At 71.9% G+C, this 18,637-nt stretch carries 14 protein-coding genes; 9 read left to right on the forward strand and 5 right to left on the reverse strand.

Translation table 11 applies throughout. The annotated features are described in order from the left end of the window. The first annotated feature begins 85 nt into the window (after positions 1-85). Together ACFV8T_RS27270 and ACFV8T_RS27275 are read left to right on the forward strand one after the other, a co-directional pair. Complete coding sequence (locus tag ACFV8T_RS27270; protein ID WP_385332305.1) at positions 86-913, forward strand: hypothetical protein; 828 nt, start codon at positions 86-88, stop codon at positions 911-913. A gap of 58 nt (positions 914-971) precedes the next feature. Beyond that, positions 972-3,047: an MDR family MFS transporter gene (locus ACFV8T_RS27275; protein ID WP_385332307.1), complete on the forward strand. Its 2,076-nt coding sequence runs from the start codon at positions 972-974 to the stop codon at positions 3,045-3,047. A gap of 26 nt (positions 3,048-3,073) precedes the next feature. Here ACFV8T_RS27275 and ACFV8T_RS27280 read toward each other — a convergent pair whose 3' ends face one another. The 4 genes from ACFV8T_RS27280 to ACFV8T_RS27295 all read right to left on the reverse strand — a co-directional run bounded on the left by ACFV8T_RS27280 (position 3,074) and on the right by ACFV8T_RS27295 (position 5,629). Continuing rightward, positions 3,074-3,523 carry a YchJ family protein gene (locus ACFV8T_RS27280; RefSeq protein ID WP_385332310.1) on the reverse strand — a complete coding sequence of 150 codons (450 nt, stop codon included), beginning with the start codon at positions 3,521-3,523 and terminating at the stop codon, positions 3,074-3,076. Between the two features lie 88 nt (positions 3,524-3,611). Continuing rightward, on the reverse strand, positions 3,612-4,421 hold the full coding sequence (locus tag ACFV8T_RS27285; RefSeq protein ID WP_385332312.1) for an SAM-dependent methyltransferase: 810 nt from the start codon (positions 4,419-4,421) through the stop codon (positions 3,612-3,614). Between the two features lie 111 nt (positions 4,422-4,532). After that, complete coding sequence (locus tag ACFV8T_RS27290) at positions 4,533-4,769, reverse strand: DUF397 domain-containing protein (RefSeq protein WP_072485026.1); 237 nt, start codon at positions 4,767-4,769, stop codon at positions 4,533-4,535. Next, positions 4,769-5,629, reverse strand: a complete 861-nt coding sequence (locus tag ACFV8T_RS27295) for a helix-turn-helix domain-containing protein (RefSeq protein WP_385332314.1) — start codon at positions 5,627-5,629, stop codon at positions 4,769-4,771. The genes ACFV8T_RS27290 and ACFV8T_RS27295 overlap by 1 nt, the downstream gene beginning before the upstream one ends. Before the next feature lie 207 nt (positions 5,630-5,836). On the opposite strand from ACFV8T_RS27295, the gene ACFV8T_RS27300 reads away from it, so the two are divergent. The 7 genes from ACFV8T_RS27300 to ACFV8T_RS27330 all read left to right on the forward strand — a co-directional run bounded on the left by ACFV8T_RS27300 (position 5,837) and on the right by ACFV8T_RS27330 (position 17,139). Continuing rightward, a complete protein-coding gene (locus ACFV8T_RS27300) occupies positions 5,837-6,295 on the forward strand; it encodes an ATP-binding protein (protein ID WP_385332316.1) in 459 nt (152 codons plus the stop codon). After that, positions 6,289-6,732 carry a hypothetical protein gene (locus ACFV8T_RS27305; protein ID WP_266429539.1) on the forward strand — a complete coding sequence of 148 codons (444 nt, stop codon included), beginning with the start codon at positions 6,289-6,291 and terminating at the stop codon, positions 6,730-6,732. The genes ACFV8T_RS27300 and ACFV8T_RS27305 overlap by 7 nt, the downstream gene beginning before the upstream one ends. A 121-nt stretch (positions 6,733-6,853) precedes the next feature. Continuing rightward, positions 6,854-10,456, forward strand: coding sequence for a WGR and DUF4132 domain-containing protein (locus ACFV8T_RS27310; RefSeq protein WP_385332319.1), 3,603 nt, complete (start codon positions 6,854-6,856; stop codon positions 10,454-10,456). Further along, the gene (locus ACFV8T_RS27315) at positions 10,453-11,583 is read left to right on the forward strand and encodes an AAA family ATPase (RefSeq protein WP_385332321.1); all 1,131 of its coding nucleotides are present in this window, start codon (positions 10,453-10,455) and stop codon (positions 11,581-11,583) included. The genes ACFV8T_RS27310 and ACFV8T_RS27315 overlap by 4 nt, the downstream gene beginning before the upstream one ends. Next, complete coding sequence (locus ACFV8T_RS27320; protein WP_385332323.1) at positions 11,583-13,940, forward strand: DUF5682 family protein; 2,358 nt, start codon at positions 11,583-11,585, stop codon at positions 13,938-13,940. The genes ACFV8T_RS27315 and ACFV8T_RS27320 overlap by 1 nt, the downstream gene beginning before the upstream one ends. Next, positions 13,937-15,130, forward strand: coding sequence for a VWA domain-containing protein (locus ACFV8T_RS27325; RefSeq protein WP_385332325.1), 1,194 nt, complete (start codon positions 13,937-13,939; stop codon positions 15,128-15,130). The genes ACFV8T_RS27320 and ACFV8T_RS27325 overlap by 4 nt, the downstream gene beginning before the upstream one ends. Next, positions 15,127-17,139: a hypothetical protein gene (locus tag ACFV8T_RS27330; RefSeq protein WP_385332327.1), complete on the forward strand. Its 2,013-nt coding sequence runs from the start codon at positions 15,127-15,129 to the stop codon at positions 17,137-17,139. The genes ACFV8T_RS27325 and ACFV8T_RS27330 overlap by 4 nt, the downstream gene beginning before the upstream one ends. A 14-nt stretch (positions 17,140-17,153) precedes the next feature. On the opposite strand, the gene ACFV8T_RS27335 is transcribed toward ACFV8T_RS27330, so the two are convergent. Then, positions 17,154-18,500: a 6-phospho-beta-glucosidase gene (locus ACFV8T_RS27335; protein WP_385332329.1), complete on the reverse strand. Its 1,347-nt coding sequence runs from the start codon at positions 18,498-18,500 to the stop codon at positions 17,154-17,156. Positions 18,501-18,637 lie beyond the last annotated feature (137 nt).

Raw genomic sequence — 18,637 nt, forward strand, 5'->3', positions numbered from 1 at the left:
GTCATGACGCTCCAGGGTCGTGAACGGGCAACGCCGTCAAGGTTATTGACCGGTTGTCCACCGACACACCCCTTGGAGGAACGCCATGCCCGCCCGCCCGCGACCGTCCGTCCTGTTCGTCACCGACCTCGCCTACGAGGCGCGCGGACGGCGCTACTGCGACGAGGACATCCATCTGACCTCGCGGCTGCGGGAGGAGTTCGACATCGCGCTCTGCCACCCCCGGGACGCCGCCGCGCTGCTGGACGGCTTCGACGCGGTCGTCATCCGCAACAGCGGTCCCGTGCTGCATTACCAGGAGGCGTACGACGCGTTCCGCGCACGGGCGCGGAAGCTGGGCACCCGGGTCTACAACCCGTTGCACGGCCGCGGGGACATGGCGGGCAAGCAGTATCTGGTCGATCTGAGCCGGGCCGGCCATCCGGTGATCCCCACGGTGGACCGGGCGGCCGATCTGGGATCGCTGCCGGACGCGGCGGAGTACGTGGTCAAGCCGAAGCTGGGGGCGGACTCGGCCGGGCTGCGCTTCGTGCGGGAGGCCGAGCTGCCGGGGAGCGAGGACGGCACCATGCTCGTCCAGCCCCGGATCGACTTCCGCTACGAGGTGTCCTTCTACTTCGTCGACCACGATTTCCAGTACGCGCTGTACGCGCCGGACCCGGAGCGGCGGTGGGTGCTGGAGCCGTACGCGCCGGACGCGGTGGATCTGGCGTTCGCCCGCGGCTTCGTGGAGTGGAACAGTCTCGACCACGGCATCCAGCGGGTCGACGCCTGCCGGACCGCGCAGGGCGAGCTGCTTCTCGTCGAGTTGGAGGACCTCAATCCGTACCTCTCGCTGGACCGGGTGGCGGAGCCCGTACGGGAGGCGTTCGTGACCCGGATGAAGGCTTCCGTGCGGGATCTGCTGGCCTGACGACACGTCCGGCCGTCCCCCACATGCGGGAGGCACAGGCCGGTGTGATGGTGCAAGCGTGACCACTGCCAGCGAGACCGCCCCCGCCGCGCAGAGTGCCGCCGCGCCGCCCGTACTCGATCCGCGCCGCCGGAACATCGTCTTCGCGACGATCGTGCTGGGAATCCTGCTGGCCGCCCTGGACCAGACGATCGTCGGCACCGCGCTGCCGACGATCGTCTCGGATCTCGGCGGCGCCGCCCATATGTCCTGGGTGGTCACCGCGTATCTGCTCGCGGAGACGGTGGCGACGGTCCTGGTGGGCAAGTTCGGCGACCTGTTCGGCCGGAAGATCATCTTCCAGCTGTCCGCGATCATCTTCATCACCGGTTCGTTCCTCTGCGGTCTCGCGACCAACATGACGCTGCTGATCGTCTGGCGCGGGTTGCAGGGCATCGGGGCCGGCGGGCTGATGGTCACCTCGATGGCGCTGATCGCCGATGTGATCCCGTTGCGCGAACGCGGCAAGTACCAGGGCGCGATCGGTGCGGTCTTCGGGGTGTCGACGGTGATCGGGCCGCTGCTCGGCGGGCTCTTCACCGACCATCTGAGCTGGCGCTGGGCGTTCTACGTCAATGTGCCGATCGCCATCGTGGTGGTCATCGCCGCGGCCCGGACGATCCCGTCCGTCAGGGCCGCCGGCCGGCCCGTCATCGACTATCTGGGCATCGCGATGGTCACGATCGGCGCGAGCGCGCTGATCCTGGCGACGAGCTGGGGCGGCAACGAGTACGCGTGGGGCTCACCCGTCATCCTCGGTCTCTTCGCGGGCGGCCTCGTCGCACTGGCGCTCTTCTGCCTGGTGGAGTTCCGCGCGGCGGAGCCGATGCTGCCCATGCGGCTCTTCCGGAACCCGGTGTTCACCGTCTGCTCGATCCTGAGCTTCATCGTGGGCTTCGCGATGCTCGGCGCGATGATCTTCCTGCCGACGTATCTGCAGTACGTGGACGGGGACTCGGCGACCCTGTCGGGCGTACGGACGCTGCCGATGGTCCTCGGGCTGCTCGTCGCCTCGATCTTCAGCGGCAATGTGGTGTCCAGGACGGGCCGGTACCGGGTGTTCCCCATCGTGGGCTCACTGATCATGGCGGTGGGGCTGTATCTGCTCTCCCGGATGGGTCCCGGCACCGGGGTGTGGCTGGAGTCGCTGTACATGCTGGTGCTCGGGGTCGGCATCGGGCTGGCCATGCAGGTGCTGACGATCGCCGTGCAGAACACGGTCGACTACGCGGACCTGGGTACGGCGACGTCGGGTGTGACGTTCTTCCGTACGCTCGGCAGCTCCTTCGGTACGGCGGTCTTCGGCACGATCTACGCCAACGCCCTGAAGCCCAATCTGACCGACGGCGTCGCCGCGGCGGCGCGGGCCGGCGGCGACCCCGCGACGCTGGCGAAGGCGGCGCAGAGCCCGGCGGGGCTGCACGGTCTTCCTCCCGCGCAGTCGGCGCCCTTGGCCCAGGCGTACGCGGACACGCTGCACACCGTGTTCCTGTGGACGGTGCCGGTCGCGGTCCTGGGGTTCTTCGTGGCGCTCTTCCTGAAACAGGTGAAGCTGCGGGACACGGCTCGGGTCGGTTCCACGGACATGGGCGAGGGCTTCGCGCAGCCCGGCACCGGCGACTCGGCCAAGCTCCTCGAATTCGCGGTGGCCAAGATCCTGCACGGAGTCGGTCCGGACACGGCCCGGCGGATCATCGCGGGCTCGGACACCCGGCTGGACATGGCGGGCGCCTGGGCGGTGATGCAGGTCGAGCTGTTCACCCGCATGGTGGGCCATGCGGGTCTGCGGCTGATCGCGACCCGGCACCGGCTGCCGCACGAGGTGCTGGTGCCGGTCTTCGACCGGATGGTCGAGGAGGGCTATCTCACCGGCGACGGTCATCTGTTCACACACACCGCCGCCGGGAGCCGGGAGGCCGCGGCGATCACCGAGGCCTGGGCGCGATGGCTCAACGAGCGCTTGGACGAGCACGGAGCACGACCGGACGACCGGCAGCTGCGGGCGGCGGTGGACGTGATCGCCAAACGGCTGCTGGCGGAGGACCTGGCGCAGGAGCTGGCGCCGGACAAGGCCCTGGTGGGCGCGGCGGGCTGAAGAAGGCCGGCCGCCGCGCCCGCGCATCAGTCGACGAAGACCGCGGCCGAGTACACCCAGGCGCCCTCATGACGGACGAAGCGGCTCTTCTCGTGGAGCGAACCCGGCCGCCCGCTGTCCGTGTAGTGCGCACGGAAGGTGACCGTGCCCGTGGTGTGGAACGGGCTGCCGTCCGTCGTCTCCAGCACCTCCAGGCGCAGCCATCGCATCGCGGGGTCGAAGTCGACGGCGGGCGGCCGGGTGTCGGGGTGCCAGCTGCGCAGCAGGTACGCCTCGTCCCGGACGACGAAGGCGGCGTACCGGGAGCGCATCAGCGACTCGCAGGTCGGCGCGGCGGCTGTCCCGGCGTGCAGGCGGCCGCAGCACTGCGCGTAGGTGGCGGGCAGGCCGCACGGGCACGGCGATTCCGCGGTGACCGCGGGGGTCCGTGCTCCGGCGGTGGCGGGCCGCCCCGGTCGTGTGGTGCGTCGTGACATGCGTCCATTGTGACCCGCGGTGCGGCCGGACCGGGGCGCCGGGGTGCTGCTGCCGATCACCCGGCCGGCCGGTGACGGCGGGGCGCGGTCAGACCTTGCGGGCCACGCCCGCGTAGCCCGGGATCGGCTCGTCGCCGGGCACCTCGATGACCTCGCCGAGCTCCGGGTGCCAGTTCGCGGAGAGCGAGACCCCGGGCTCGACGAGTTCGAGGCCGTCGAAGAACGTGGTGACCTCGGCGTGGGAGCGCAGGCGCAGCGTCATCCCCCGGGCCCGGTACATGGCGGAGGCCTGCGCCGCGCCCTCGGGGTCGAAGTCCCCGGTGGTGTGGGAGAGCACCAGATAGCTGCCGGACGGGAGCCGCTCGACGAGCCGGTCGACGAGTTCGGCCGCGCCGTCCTCGTCGTCCAGGAAGTGCAGCAGGGCGAGCAGCGACAGGGCGATCGGCTTGCCGAAGTCGAGAATCTCGCCGGCCGCTTCGAGGATGGCTTCCGGCTTGCGGGCGTCGGCCTGGATGTACTCGGTGGCGCCCTGCGGGGTGGAGCGCAGCAGGGCCGCGGCGTGTGCGAGGACGATGGGGTCGTTGTCGCAGTAGACGATGCGGGCGTCCGGGGCGGTCCGCTGGGCGATCTGGTGGAGATTCGGCTCGGTCGGTATGCCGGTGCCGATGTCGAGGAACTGACTGACTCCGTTCTCGGCCAGCCATCGGGTGGCCCGGTGCATGAAGGCACGGTTCACCCGGGCCATGTCCCGCCCCCGCGCGTCGAGGGCGAGCAGCTGCCGGGCCATCTCTTCGTCGACCGGGTAGTTGTCCTTGCCACCGAGGAACCAGTCGTACATCCGGGCAGGATGGGGCTTGGTGGTGTCGATCTCGATGCCTTGGGGTTCGTGCCCGGTCATAGCGCGCTCCATGGGTCCATAGGTCGGCGAACAACAAGAGTGTGGGGCGGGGGCCGCTCCGGCGCTGCGGATTCGGGCAAGAAGGCCGCTCCCGGCGGGAGGGCCTCGACATCAGGTGAGCAGGAAGTCCGCCTGACCGGACTTGGCCCCCTGGATGAATGCCGCGATCTCACGGGGGGTGTAGATCAGGGCCGGGCCGTCGGGATCGGCGGACTGACGTACGGCGATTCTGCCGTCGGACAGCTTCATCGCCTCGACACAATTGCCTCCGTTCCCACCGCTCCACGGCTTGTGCCAGCCCTCGGAGCCGAGTTCGGCGGCCGGCATGCCGTTGTATATGGGATCCATCACAGCTCCTTGCGGAAGTCCCGGAGGATTTCCTTCGTGCGTTGTGCAGTTGCGGCCTGAGCCGCCATGCGGTCCATGACTTCGAGGTAGGAGGCCACCTCGGGGCGCGCGTCGAAGTAGACGGCTCCGGTCAGGTACTCGCTGTAGACCATGTCGGGGAGTTCGGGGACACCGAAACGGAAGAGGACGAACGGGCCGTAGGTGCCCGGATGGTGTCCTGTCGAGAATTCCGCGATCTGCAGCGTCACATGCGGCATCTCGGTCGCTTCGAGCAGCTGGTCGATCTGCTCCCGCATGGCTTCGACGCTGCCGACGGGGCGGCGCAGGACCGTCTCGTCCATCACCACCCACAGCTTCGGGGCGTCCGGCCGGGTGAGCAGGGACTGGCGCTGCATCCGCAGCGCCACATGGCGCTCGATGTCCTCGGGTCTGGTCTGGCCGACGGCTCCGGTGCGCATCACCGAGCGCGCGTAGTCCTCGGTCTGCAGCAGTCCGGGGACGAAGTGCGGCTCGTACATGCGCAGGAGGCTCGCGGCGCCCTCCAGGCTGACGTACATGCTGAACCAGTCGGGCAGTACATCGTGGAACCGCTGCCACCAGCCGGGTTTATTGGCCTCCTCGGCGAGCTCCACGAAGGCTTCGGTCTCGTCGTCGGCGACCCCGTACGCCTTCAGCAGCATCTGTACATAGGGGATCTTGAGAGCGACCTCGGCGGTCTCCATCCTGCGTATCGTCGCAGGTGCGACCCGCAGCACCTTGGCAGCCTGGTCACGGCTCAGGCCGACGCGCTCCCGCAGATCCTGCAGGCGCTTGCCGAGAACGACCTGGCCCACGGTCGGGGCGGACCGCGGTTCGCTCACTTCAGACCTCCCCATGCGCTGTTTGCGAGCAGTGTGCCATGCGCGGGCCGACCAGAACACAGCCACTCTGAAAATTTCAGAGTGCCCCTTGCCAAGTGTTCACGACAGGGGGAGAGTTGGTGAGTGAACCAGTTCACGAAGTCTCGCCCGCCCTCATTCACGTGGGAATGCGGAGCGTGACGCAGCCCCCACTGTGAGGAATCGGTTGTGGCACCTGGCAGTGCGCTCATCCCCCGGCTCATGGATCTCAGTCCCGGGACGGAGGCGCTCCGGTACTGCTTCGCCCTGCCCGCGCACCCCGAGTCCGTGGCCGGTGCGCGGAGACTGACCCGGGCCCGGCTCGACAAGTGGCAGCTCGACGGGGACGCCCATGACTCGGCGCTCCTGATCGTTTCGGAACTGGTCACCAACGCGGTGGTGCACACCATGAGCTCTCGCGTCGTGTGCGAGCTGCGCCGCCTCGACAGACGGCTGCGCATAGCCGTGCAGGACCAAGGACACCAGCCCGGCGGGCCGCAGCTGCGGCGGACCACCGACGACGAGCACGGACGCGGCCTGCTGCTCGTCGACGCGATGTGCAGTTCCTGGGGCTCCCGCGACGCGGGCAACGGCTCGGGGCGCATCGTCTGGGCGGAACTGCCGCACGGCTCGGAGCACCCATGCTGAAGAACGCCATGTCCCATCTGCTCGGCACGCGACGCACCCGTGAGCCCCGGCCGCCCGCCGGCACGGCGGGCACGGTGCGGTTGCCGCTGCCGCCCGCGCTGTCGGCGAGCCTGGGCTGCGACGCGGTGGGGGTACCGGCCCGGTACGGCTTCCGGCTGATGTCCCATCTGCCGCGCACCGGCTGCGTCTTCGCCGACGCCGACCGCTGGTGGTGGATCGTGCCCTCGGGCTCCGACCTCGATCTGGACTGGCCCCCGCAGGCAGCGTACGCGAAGGGGGCGTTCGTCCCCGCGGTCCGGCCCCGGCTGATCCACCAGCCGGACAACCGCACGCCGTACACCCCGCCGATCCCGCTCTTCCTGATGGTGTGCCAGGTCACCGGTGTGACGCCGTCGTGGGCGCCGTCCGGCGGCGCGCGGGCCGTATCCGCCCCCTGACCTGCTGCTCCACCCGCCGGACACCCCGGTCACGCTGCGTTGTCAGTGGCCCGTTCTACTGTGGCACCACTGATCGAAAAGCCCGCGGCGGAGCGGGCTGCGGGCGGGAAGGGGCGGAGCTGTGCGCCGCTGGGAATATGTCGAGGGCACTGCGTCGAAGTTCTGGGAGACCGAGGCCGAGGGCGCCGTGGTGACGGTGCGCTACGGGCGGTGCGGAAGCGACGGACGTACCCAGACCAAGGAGTACGCGTCGGCCGAGGCCGCGGCGGCACAGGTCGTCAGAACGGTCGCGGAGAAGGAGAAGAAGGGGTACCGGGAGGTCGGGGCGTCGGCTTCGGCCCCCGCTGCTCCCGGTGCCCCGGCGCCCGCGACCGCCCCCGATGGGGTTCCGGACGAAGGCGCGCCCGTTCTCCCCGACGAGGACACCTTCACCCTGCCCGCCAGCTGGAAGCGGGTGCTCCACCCTCGGCGCGGCGGAGTGCGCCGTGGGCCGGTCAAGGTGCGGCGGGAGACGTTCGACACGATCGAGGCCAGGCTCGCGGAGAATGCCGCCTGGATCCAGGAGTTCGCGGACTCGCCACGTTCGGATGCCGCGGTGGCCGAGTCGCTGCGCGCACACCTCGGCACAGCCCCCTCACCGGTCGGTGCGGCCGCGCTGACCGCGATCGTCGATGCTCCGGGGTGGGCGGACTTCTGGTCCGAGCGCTACGGCCTGCCGTTCGCCGCACGGACCGCGACCGAGGTGTTCTCGGTCGACGCCACCTGGCAGCAGAGCGGCCTCAAGCGGGGCGCGCCCCGGCTGATGGTGCTCCAGGCCCCCCGCCACGCGTACTGGTCCTGGCATCACCGGGCGCCGATCGACCGGGTCCGCGCGCTGCTCGCCGCGGCCGACGAAGAGACCTACCGGGCCGCGGTCGAGGCGCTGGCCGAGTGCCGCACCGACACCTTGCGCAAGATCATCGTCTCCTACCTGGTGCCGAGCGAGACCGACTGGGTGGACGAGCTCTGCGCGGATCCCGCGGTGAGCGCCGAGCAGGACCGCACCCTGCGTGCCATGGTGTTCAGCTCGCTGTACTCGGCCGACCAGCTGGCACTGCTCCCCTACCGCCCTGATTTCACCCTCGGTGTCGCGGTCATCGCCACGGTCGCGGAGGGCATCGGACCGGCCGTCTCCCAGTCGCTGGCCGACACGCTCGACGGCAACCACTACAACTCGGACAGCGTGAAGCTCGCCGCCGACGCCCTGGCCGAGCTGCCCACCGACGAGGCCTTTCTCGGCCTGCTGGCGCATGCGGACTCCAAGCATGTCCGCCCCTCGCTCCTGGAAGCGATGCGCCGCTACCCGGTGCGTGCGGTGCGCCTGCTGGCCGCCGAGGCGGGCGGCCGTTCGGCTGCGGCGTCCCGGTCGTTGCAGCTGCTCCGGAGTCATGTCGGCGCCCACCGTGAGCTGCTGACGCCGGTGCTCGACGGTCTCGGCCCCGAGGTCGTGGAGATCGTCGACCCGCTGCTCAATCCGGCGGACCTGATCGCCGACGCGCCGGCGGACGCCCTGCCGGCCGTGCTGACGGCTCCGCCGTGGTCCCGGCCCCGCACCACCGTCAAGGCCAAGGCCGTGACGGGGCTGACCGCGGTGTCCGAGCCCTCCCTGGAGTGGCTGCCCGCGGAGCAGGCCGCCTGGGCGGCCACCTCCTCCTGGTACACCACCAAGCGGAACAACGGCGACTTGAACGAGCACATCGACGTCCTGCGCCACGGCGCGGCCTCGGAAGGGCTGCGTCCGGCGTGGGTGTTCGTCCACGGCGACGAGGAAGTGGTCGCCCCGCTGCTCGCCTCCTGGGACCCGACCGATCTGTGGGACGGCGAGGACACGCTCAAGCCGATCGCCGCACGCTTCGGCCTGGCCGCGCTGCCGCTGCTGTTGCGCGTCGTGCCCCGGCAGCCGAGTTCACTCGCCCCGCTGCTGCTCCCGTATGTCGATGTGGATGTCGCCCGGTCCATGGCGAACTGGGCGGTCCGGCTCAAGTCCACTGCGACGACCGCACGTTCCTGGTTCGCCCGGCACGGCGTCGCGGCCGCGCCGCTCCTGGTGCCGGACGCCGTGGGCAAGGCGGGCGCCGCGCGGCGCTCCGCCGAGCAGGCGCTGACGCTGATCGCCACGGTGCACGGCGACGACGTGGTGCGCGAGGCCGCCCGGACGTACGGCGCGCAGGCAGCGGCCTCGGTGGACGGGTTGCTGGCCGCGGACCCACTGGAGCGGGCGCTGCCCGCCAAGATGCCGGTACTGCCGGGGTGGGCGGAGCCCTCGGTGCTGCCGCAGATCGTGGTCCGGTCCGGCGGCGCACTGCCGGCGGCGGCGACGCGCCACACCCTGATGATGCTGGCGCTGTCGAAGCCCGGTGAGGTGTATCCGGGAATCGCCCCACTGACCGAAACGGCCACTGCCGATTCGCTCGCCGAGTTCGCCTGGGCCCTGTTCGAGCAGTGGCGGCTGGCGAACATGCCCGCGAAGGAGTCGTGGGCCCTGCACGCGCTGGCGCTGCTGGGTGACGACGAGACCGTCCGCCGGCTCACACCGATCCTCCGTTCCTGGCCCGGTGAGGGGGCACACCACCGGGCCGTGGAAGGACTCGATGTGCTGGCGTCCATCGGCAGCGATGTGGCGCTCCTGCATCTGCACGGCATCGCGCAGCGGGTGAAGTTCAAGGCGCTCAAGGTGCGGGCCCAGGAGAAGATCTCCGAGGTCGCCGCAGGGCTGGGGCTGACCGGGGAGCAGCTCTCCGACCGTCTGGTTCCGGACTTCGGCCTGGACACGGACGGCTCGACCGTCGTCGACTACGGCACCCGTTCGTTCACGGTCGGCTTCGACGAGCAGCTGCGGCCGTACGTGCTGGACGGTGACGGCAAGCGCCTCAAGGACCTCCCGAAGCCGGGCGTCCGGGACGACGCGGAGCTCGCCCCCTCGGAACGCAAGCGGTTCATGGCGCTGAAGAAGGACGTCCGGACGATCGCCTCGGACCAGGTGAGGCGCCTGGAGGCCGCGATGGTGACCGGACGGTCCTGGACCGCCCAGGAGTTCGCGGAACTGTTCGTCGGTCATCCGCTGCTCTGGCACCTGGTGCGCCGGCTGGTCTGGCTGAGCGAGACGGACGGTGCGGCGCGCACCGCGTTCCGGGTCGCGGAGGACCGTACGTTCGCCGACGCCGAGGACGATGTCTTCGACCTGCCGGACGACGCGACCGTGCGGCTCGCGCACCCGCTGCACCTCGGCGACGAACTGACCGCCTGGTCCGAGGTGTTCGCCGACTACGAGATCCTGCAGCCGTTCCCGCAGCTCGGGCGCACCGTGCTCACGCTGCCCGCGGAGGAGTCCGCCGGATACCGGCTGGCCCGGTTCGAGGGCCTCAAGGTGCCGATCGGGAAGGTGCTGGGGCTGGAACGGCGCGGCTGGCGGCGCGGGACGCCGCAGGATGCCGGGGTGGAGCGCTGGATCTCCAAGCGGCTTGGCGACGACTGCTATCTCGTGATCGCACTGGACCCCGGCATCGCGGTCGGTGTGGTCGACATGTTCCCCGAGCAGACCCTGGAAACGGTCTGGCTCGACGACCGGCCCGATGATCACTGGACGCGTCGCAGCCACTCGCTTAGCTTCGCCGGGATGGAGGCGGTCACCGTGTCCGAGCTCCTCGTCGACCTGGCCGAACTCGCCGAGGGCGTCGCATCGTGACCAAGAGGGACGGGACCCGTACCGAGGCGTCGGACGGCGGTGCGGCACCGGTGCAGCGGCCCCCGGCCGAGGTGCGGTACGCCGAGGAGCTGGCGGCACTGCGGGCCAAGGACCGTGATCCGCGTCCGCCCGGCTGGGAGCTGAGCCTGCGTGCGGCGCGCCGGTTCGTCATCGGTGACGCGGAGACGGGCATCGGCCGGAAGTTCGTCGGCAACCCTTCACTGGTGGACCGGGCTCTGGTGACGCTGGCGACGAGCCGTGGGCTGATGCTGGTCGGAGAGCCGGGCACCGCCAAGTCGCTGCTCTCCGAACTGATCGCGGCCGCGGTCAGCGGGGACTCGACGCTCACGGTGCAGGGCGGTGCGGCCACCACCGAGGACCAGATCAAGTACGGCTGGAACTACGCGCTGCTGGTCGCCGAGGGGCCCTCCACCCGGTCGCTCGTCCCGGCCCCGATGCTGCGCGGCATGGCGGAGGGCAGGCTCGTCCGGTTCGAGGAGATCACCCGCTGTCCGCTGGAGGTGCAGGACTCGCTGCTGTCGCTGCTCTCCGAGCGGGTGGTGGCCATCCCCGAGCTGACCGGGCCCGACGGCATGGTCTTCGCCCGGCAGGGCTTCAATGTCATCGCCACGGCCAACACCCGGGACCGGGGCGTCAACGAGATGAGCGCGGCGCTCAAGCGGCGGTTCAACTTCGAGACGGTCTTCCCGATCCCCGACCTGGACACCGAACTGGCCCTGGTGGAGGCCGAGGTGACGACGCTGCTGCGGCGCTCCGGGGTGGAGCCGCCGCCGGACCGGGATGTGCTGGAGGTCCTGGTCGGTACGTTCCGGGAGCTGCGTGCGGGGGCCGGTGAGAAGGCCGGCGCCGGAGCGGACCGCCCCTCGGCGGTGATGAGTACGGCGGAGGCCGTGTCCGTCGCCCATGCGGTGGGGGTGCGCGGCTGGTTCCTGCGCGGCGAGCCTGGCAGTGCCGCCGATGTGGTGGCGTGTCTGGCGGGTACGGCGGCGAAGGACAGCCCGGAGGACCTGGCCCGGTTGCGACGCTATCTGGAGCAGCAGGTGCCGCGCCGTCGCGGCCCGCACTGGAAGGCCCTGCACGACGCACGCCATCTGCTGGCCGACTGATGTCCGCGGTGTTCCTGGGGGTGCGTCACCACTCCCCCGCCTGCGCACGGCTGGTCGAGCGGACCATCGAGAAGCTGCGGCCCGCCCAGGTGCTGGTCGAGGGTCCTGCCGAGATGAACGGACGGCTGGACGAACTGCTGCTCGGGCACGAGCTGCCGGTCGCGGTGTTCAGCCACTACCGCGACGGGCAGCGGGCCGCGACCTCCTGGGCCCCCCTGTGCGACTACTCACCGGAGTGGGTCGCGCTGCGGGCGGGGCGGGTGGCCGGGGCGGAGGTCCGCTTCATCGATCTGCCGGCCTGGCATCCGGCGTTCGCCGAGCGCGCCAACCGCTATGCCGACGCGGAGGCCCGCTACGAGGAGGCGACGGAGCGGCTGTGCCGGCATTTCGCGGTGGACTCCTCCGACGCCCTGTGGGACCGCCTGTTCGAGGTCGAGCCGGACGACACTCTCGCCGAGCGGCTCGATGCCTACTTCGAGCTGGTCCGCGGTGACGCGGAGGCCGACGCGGGCGACCGGGCGCGGGAGTCGTACATGGCCGCGTGGGTACGCGCGGCGGTGGACGCCGCCGGGGACCGGCCGGTTCTGGTGGTGACCGGTGGCTTCCACCGACCCGCGCTCCGTGCGCTCACCGGATCCGGTGAGCGGGGCGGCGCGGGCGGCGACGGCTGGGAGCGGGGCGCGGACGGGTGGCCCCTGGTGCCCGCCCCGCCGGACGGCGCCATGGCCGGGAGTTTCCTCGTGCCGTACTCCTTCAGGCAGTTGGACGCGTTCGCCGGGTACCAGTCGGGGATGCCGTCGCCCGGCTACTACCAACAGGTGTGGGAGACGGGCCCCGAGGCAGCGGCGGACGGCTTGCTGCGGATGGTTGTCGAGCGGCTGCGGGCGCGGGAGTTCCCGGTGTCCACCGCCGATCTGATCGCCGCCCGGAGTCTGGCCCAGGGGCTCACGGCGCTGCGTGGCCATCCGCGCCCCGCCAGGATCGATGTGCTGGACGGCCTGGCGGGCGCCCTGATCACGGACGACCTGGACCGCCCGCTGCCATGGACGGGCCGGGGCACGCTGACTGCGGGGGCCCATCCCGCGGTCGTCGAGATGGTCGCGGCCTGTGGTGGCGACCGCACCGGGCGGCTCCATCCCGGCACTCCGGCGCCGCCCCTGGTGCACGACGTCGCGGCCCAGTTGGCCGGGCTGGCGCTGGCCGGCGGCCCGGAGGTCACGTACCGCCTCGATCTCACGGACGCCGCCGACCTGGAACGCAGCCGGGTGCTCCACCGGCTGCGGGTGCTGGGGATTCCCGGCCGGGCACGGACCGCCGGTCCCGCGCACGGCGTGGACCCGGTGTTCACCGAACGCTGGGAGACGCAGCCCGCCGTGGGGCGCGAGGCCGCGCTGGTGGAGGCGGGAGCGTACGGAGCGACTCTGGCCGAGGCGGCGGCCGTCGCGCTCACCGAACGGACGCGGGCTGCCGCGGCGGAGGCCGATCGTCTGGCGGGGGCGCTGTTCGACGCCGTGCTCTGCGGGATGGACGGGTTCTCGGACCAGTTGCTCGGCGAGCTCTCCTCCTGTGTGCGCGAGTTGAGCATGGCCGGCCCGCTCGGTGACGTACTCGCCACGGCTCTCGGGCTCTGGCGGCACGACCGGGTGTTCGGCATGGCGCGCGGTCCGCTGCTCGGCACCGTGATCGACGGGGCGACGGAGCGGTTGCTGTGGCTCCTGGAGGGTGCGCGTGGCTCGTCGGGCGTGGACTTCTCCCGGCTTCGGGCCGTGGTCGCGGTGCGCGACACGGTGCTGCACGCACCGGAGTTGCTCTCCGTCACGCGGGAGACCGTGGCCGCCATCGCCTGGCGGATCGCCGGCGATCCCGAGGCGCCGATCGATCTGCGCGGGGCCGCGTTCGGGCTGCACGGCTCCCTCGGGCAGGTCCCGGGCACGGCCGAGGATCCGGCCGAGGCGGTGCGTACGGTGGCGAGGGCGGGCACGGATGTGCTCGGCGACTGGCTGGCCGGGCTGTTCGCGCTCGCCCGCGACGAGGTCACGGGCGCGGTGGGGAACGACGACGGCAACGGGACCGGCGGGGCCGAGTCGCTGATCGATGTGCTGGACGGACTGGTCCGTGCGCTGCCCGACGACGAGTTCTTGTCCGGGCTGCCCGCGCTGCGTCAGGCCTTCGCTTTCTTCCCGCCGCGCGAACGGGACCGGATCGCCGGCCGTCTGCTGGAACGGCGCGGGGTACGCGGCTCGTCGCGTTCCCTGCTGCGGACCACCGCGGACCCCCTGCTGATCGCCCGAGCCCGCGCTCTGGAGCAGTCCGTGTCCCGACTGCTGGCCCGCTACGAACTGGAAGCCACCCCATGACCACCCCCGAACAAGCACCTGGCCGGGCACCCGGGCCCGAGGAAGGTCCCGGTTCGTCTCCCGACGCGGGGCTGGAGCGCTGGCGGCTGATCCTCGGCTCCGCCGCCGAACAGCACACCGGACCGCTGGGACCGGGCAACGCAGGCCGGGACGCCGCCCTCGACTGGCTCTACGGCCGCGACCCCGACCTCGCCCGACGGGGGGTGCGCCGTTCCGGTGCCGCCCCTCGGGAGGGTGGCGACGGCCCGTCCGCGGTGACCGCGATCGACTGGCTCGACGACATCCACCGGCTCTTCCCGAAGGAGACCATCGAGCGCCTGGAGCGGGACGCCGTCGAGAAGTACGGGATCCAGGAAATCGTCACCGACCCCGCGGTGCTGGAGCGGGTCGAGCCGAGCCAGACCCTGCTGCGTGCCGTGCTGCGCACCAAGCATCTGATGAACCCGCAGGTGCTGCGGCTGGCCCGGCGCATCGTCGAGTCGGTGGTGAAGCAGCTCCTGGCCAGGCTCCAGCCGGAGATCCGCCGAGCGTTCCACGGCACCCGCTCCCGCAGGCCGAGCCGGGTCGCTCTGGCGAGGGACTTCGACTTCCGGCAGACGGTGAAGGCCAATCTCGCCCACTACCAGCCGGCCGAACGGCGCCTTCTCATCGAGCGCGCCCACTTCCACTCCCGTACCCGGCGCCATGTGACGCAGTGGCAGCTGATCCTGCTGGTCGACCAGTCGGGCTCGATGGCCGGATCGGTCATCCACTCCGCGGTGACCGCCGCGTGTCTGTGGGGTCTGCCCGGCCTCAAGACGCACCTGGTCGCCTTCGACACCCAGGTGGTGGACCTGACCTCCGACGTGACCGATCCGGTGGAGCTGCTGATGCGGGTCCAGCTGGGCGGCGGCACGGACATCGCACGGGCCGTGGAGTACGGCGCGGGCCTCGTGGAGAACCCGCGGCGCGCGATCGTCGCGCTGGTCACCGACTTCTACGAGGGCGGCGCCCCCTACCGGCTGGTGCGGGCGGTGCGGAGGCTGGCGGAGCAGGGCTCGACCGTGCTGGGACTGGCCGCGCTCGACGAGAACGCCGATCCGGATTACGACCGTCTGACGGCCGGGAAGCTCGCCGCGGCCGGCGCGCACGTCGGGGCGATGACACCGGGCCGTCTCGCCGAGTTCGTCGCCGAGAGGCTGGGCCGATGACCGAACCGGGTACCGGCGCCGCCGTGCGCCCCGATCTGCTCGCCCTCACTCCGGAGACACTCGCGGCACTGGCCAACCGCGGCCTGGTCAAACGCGCCACGAAGGAGCTGGACGCGGGGACGGTGCCCGCTCTCACGACCGATCCGGACACCACGGTGCGCGCCCGGTTCGACGACGGCACCACCACGGCGCTGCCGCCCGGCACCGGTCTGGACGAGGGCAGCTGCAGCTGCGCCGCACCGGGCGTGTGCCGCCATCTCATCGCCCTGGTGCTGGCCCATCAGCGCAGCGCCGAGGCCGATCCGGACAGCGCCCCCGCCACGTTCGCCGCCTGGTCCCCCGGCAGCGCCGACGACGCGGCTCTCACCGAGGCCGTCGGCACCCGCCCGGTCACCGCGGCCCGACGCACCTTCGAGCGGGGCTATGCCGCCGTCGTGCACCGCCCGTCCCCCGATCACCCCGAGCCCCGGGTCGAGCTCCCCACCTGCACGGTGCGTTTCCCGGTACCCGACGAGATCGCCTACGCGTTGACGGACGCAACGGCCGCGCTGCGCGGCGAGATGGTGGCGCTCGCGGTGTGGGCGTTCCGGGCCGCCGACGCGGCGGGCACCGACGAGCGTTCCGTGCCCGTGCAGGTCGGTGGCCGCGCCACCGCACCGGCCACGGCCCTGTCCGAGCTGGACGCGGCCGTCGGGCTGGCGGACGAGCTGCTGGCGGAGGGCGTGGCCCACGTCGGCCCCGTGCACGGCGGAGCCCTGGCGCGTGCCGGTGCCGCGCTGACCGCCGCATCGATGCACTGGCCCGCGGGCGCGTTCGCCGAGTTGACGGACCAGCTCACGGCGTACGCCGACCGCAACGCCCAGTACCGCCCGGAGTCGGTCGCCGCCCTGCTCACCGAAGTGCACGCCCGACGGCGGGCCGCCGCGCACCCCGGCGTGCTCGGCACCCGCGAGGCCGGGGACACCCCGCTGCGCCGGGTCCGGCTCGTCTCGCTCGGCTGCCGGGTGCACGGCAGCGCGCAGTCCCTGGTCTCCGAGGTGTACTTCGCCCATCCCGGCGCGGGCACCGTCCTCGTCCTGCGCAAGACCTGGACGGCCCCCGAGGGCAAGGAGCTCTCCGCCCACCAGCTGGCCACCCGTCGTGTCCTCGCCACCCCGCTGGGCTCGCTGGCCTGCGGAAGCCTGGTCAGCGAGAGCGTCCGGCGCACTCCGAGCCGCGCGCTGACGATCGCCCGGGGCCGGCTCGGCACGACGACCATCACCCCGGTCGGCGGCGCCTGGACGGAGCTTCCCGAACCGCTGCTCGTACGGGACCTGACCGCCCTGACGGCAGGCTGGGACGGCAGGCCGCCCCGGCTGATCCGGCCGCGGGTCGAGGCGGAGGCGGTCCATGTCGTCGCGCTGTCGGAGGTGGAGAGCATCGGCTACGACCCCGCCGAGCAGCGCCTGGAAGCCGTGGTGCGCGATGCCGCGGGAACCCGGGCGCTGGTGGTGTCGGAGTACCGGCCGGAGTGCCCGGGTGCGCTGGACGCCCTGGCGGACGCGCTGGAGAGCGGCGCCACACACATCAGCGGTTCGCTGCACCGGTCCGGCGGCGGAGTCCGGATCGATCCGCTCGGGGTGCTCACCCCGGCGGGGACGGTCGTGCCCGATCTCACCCCGGGTGACGGCTCCACGGCGTTGGCAGCGGTGGGGCGACGGCAGTCCGATCCGCTGACGGCGGCGCTGGACGAGGCGATATCCGCCATGTCGGGGGTGCCGCACAGCGGGCTGCGTCATCTGAACGTCCCCGCCCGCGCCCGGATCGACGAAGCGGCGACCGCGCTGTCCCGCACCGGCCTGACCCGTGCCGCGGCGCTGCTGCGCGCCTTCGTCGCGACACTGGACGACGGGGCCGGGCCGGACGAGGGGGCCCTTGCCACCCGTTCCGGGGCGTGGCTCGACGCTCAGCTCCACCTCCTGGTCAGCAGCGAACTCCGCTCCTCCGGACCGGCTTCCGGAACGGGCTGAAGACCTCAGTCCCTCTACGGCCGGTTCAGGTAGGCGAGGCCGGGATGGACCTTGGTGTACCCGTCGACGAGGCGCCGGGCCACGGTCACCGAGTCGACCAGCGGGTGCAGCGCGAAGGCCTTCACGGCAGCGGTGCGGGAGCCGCTCTCCGCAGCGTCCAGTACCGCGCGCTCGACGGCCTTGACCGCGGTGACCAGCCCCACGGCGTGGTACGGAAGCGGGTCGGCGGCGACGGGATGCGCGCCGTTGGCGTCGACCAGGCACGGCGCCTCGATGACGGCCTCCGCGTCGAGCACCGAAAGCGTGGTGCGGTTGCGGACGTTGAGGATGAGCGAGGTCCGTTCGTTGCGGGCGACGGCCCGCATGAGGGCGAGCGCCACCTTCTCGTAGCCGCCGGACTCCAGATCGCTCTCGTCCCGCTCGCCGACCCCGGCGACCTCCCTGTTCTCCGACATGTAGGTGGCTTCGCGCTCGGCACGAGTACGGTCCCAGGCGGACAGGGCGGGGGTGTCCTGGTCCTTCATCCGGGCGTAGAAGCCTTCCTGCTGCTCGCGGAGGAAGGCACCGCGGGTCTGCTCGGCGTCCTGGTAGGCGCGAACCGCTTCCCGGTTGAAGTAGTAGTAGTGCAGGTACTCGTTGGGGACTGCGCCCAGCGAGCGCAGCCAGTCGGTGCCGAAGAGCCGGCCCTCCTCGAAGGAGCCGAGGAGCTCCGGGTCCGCGAACAGCCTCGGGAGTTCGTCCCGGCCGTCGACGTGCAGTCCGCGGACCCAGCCAAGATGGTTGAGCCCGATGTAGTCGATCCGGGCCCGGTCGGGGTCGGCGCCGAGTACCCGGGCGATGCGGCGGCCGAGGCCCACCGGGGAGTCGCAGATGCCGATGACCCGGTCGCCCAGATGCCGGGACATGGCCTCGGTGACCAGGCCGGCCGGGTTGGTGAAGTTGATGACCCAGGCCTCGGGGGCGAGCCGCGCGATACGCCGTGCGAGGTCCACGGCTACCGGCACGGTGCGCAGGCCGTACGCGATACCGCCCGCGCCGACCGTCTCCTGGCCGAGTACGCCTTCGTCGAGGGCCACCCGTTCGTCGGCCGCCCGGCCTTCGAGGCCGCCGACACGGATCGCCGAGAAGACGAAGTCGGCGCCGCGCAGTGCTTCGTCGAGTTCGGTGGTGGCGGTGACGGTGGGCGCGTCCGGGACTCCGGCGGCCTGTTCGCGGAGCACCCGGGCCACGGCGGTGAGCCGGTCCGCGTCGGTGTCGTGGAGGGTGACCGCCGATACGCGGCCTTCGGCGTGGTCGGCGAGCAGCGCCCCGTACACGAGAGGAACCCGGAATCCGCCGCCGCCCAGAATTGTCAGCTTCACGCTTCCGCATGGTACGGGGGCCGGACCGGACCGGGGTCGAGCGGCTCCGTACGTCGGCTCTCACCTGCCGGTCGAGGACGCCACCGGGCCCGCCACCCGAGAACAGTAGGCCCGAGGGCGGCGTCCGGCCCGGCGGC

The sequence above is a fragment of the Streptomyces sp. NPDC059832 genome (assembly GCF_042731715.1).
GTDB lineage: Bacteria > Actinomycetota > Actinomycetes > Streptomycetales > Streptomycetaceae > Streptomyces.

What these genes read in the sequence shown, in the direction of transcription:
- ACFV8T_RS27280 (WP_385332310.1), bottom strand. Translation starts at nt 3,523, where the DNA reads ATGTCACGACGCACCACACGACCGGGGCGGCCCGCCACCGCCGGAGCA.
- ACFV8T_RS27320 (WP_385332323.1), top strand. Translation starts at nt 11,583, where the DNA reads ATGTCCGCGGTGTTCCTGGGGGTGCGTCACCACTCCCCCGCCTGCGCA.
- ACFV8T_RS27330 (WP_385332327.1), top strand. Translation starts at nt 15,127, where the DNA reads ATGACCGAACCGGGTACCGGCGCCGCCGTGCGCCCCGATCTGCTCGCC.
- ACFV8T_RS27325 (WP_385332325.1), top strand. Translation starts at nt 13,937, where the DNA reads ATGACCACCCCCGAACAAGCACCTGGCCGGGCACCCGGGCCCGAGGAA.
- ACFV8T_RS27305 (WP_266429539.1), top strand. Translation starts at nt 6,289, where the DNA reads ATGCTGAAGAACGCCATGTCCCATCTGCTCGGCACGCGACGCACCCGT.
- ACFV8T_RS27290 (WP_072485026.1), bottom strand. Translation starts at nt 4,769, where the DNA reads ATGGATCCCATATACAACGGCATGCCGGCCGCCGAACTCGGCTCCGAG.
- ACFV8T_RS27285 (WP_385332312.1), bottom strand. Translation starts at nt 4,421, where the DNA reads ATGACCGGGCACGAACCCCAAGGCATCGAGATCGACACCACCAAGCCC.
- ACFV8T_RS27270 (WP_385332305.1), top strand. Translation starts at nt 86, where the DNA reads ATGCCCGCCCGCCCGCGACCGTCCGTCCTGTTCGTCACCGACCTCGCC.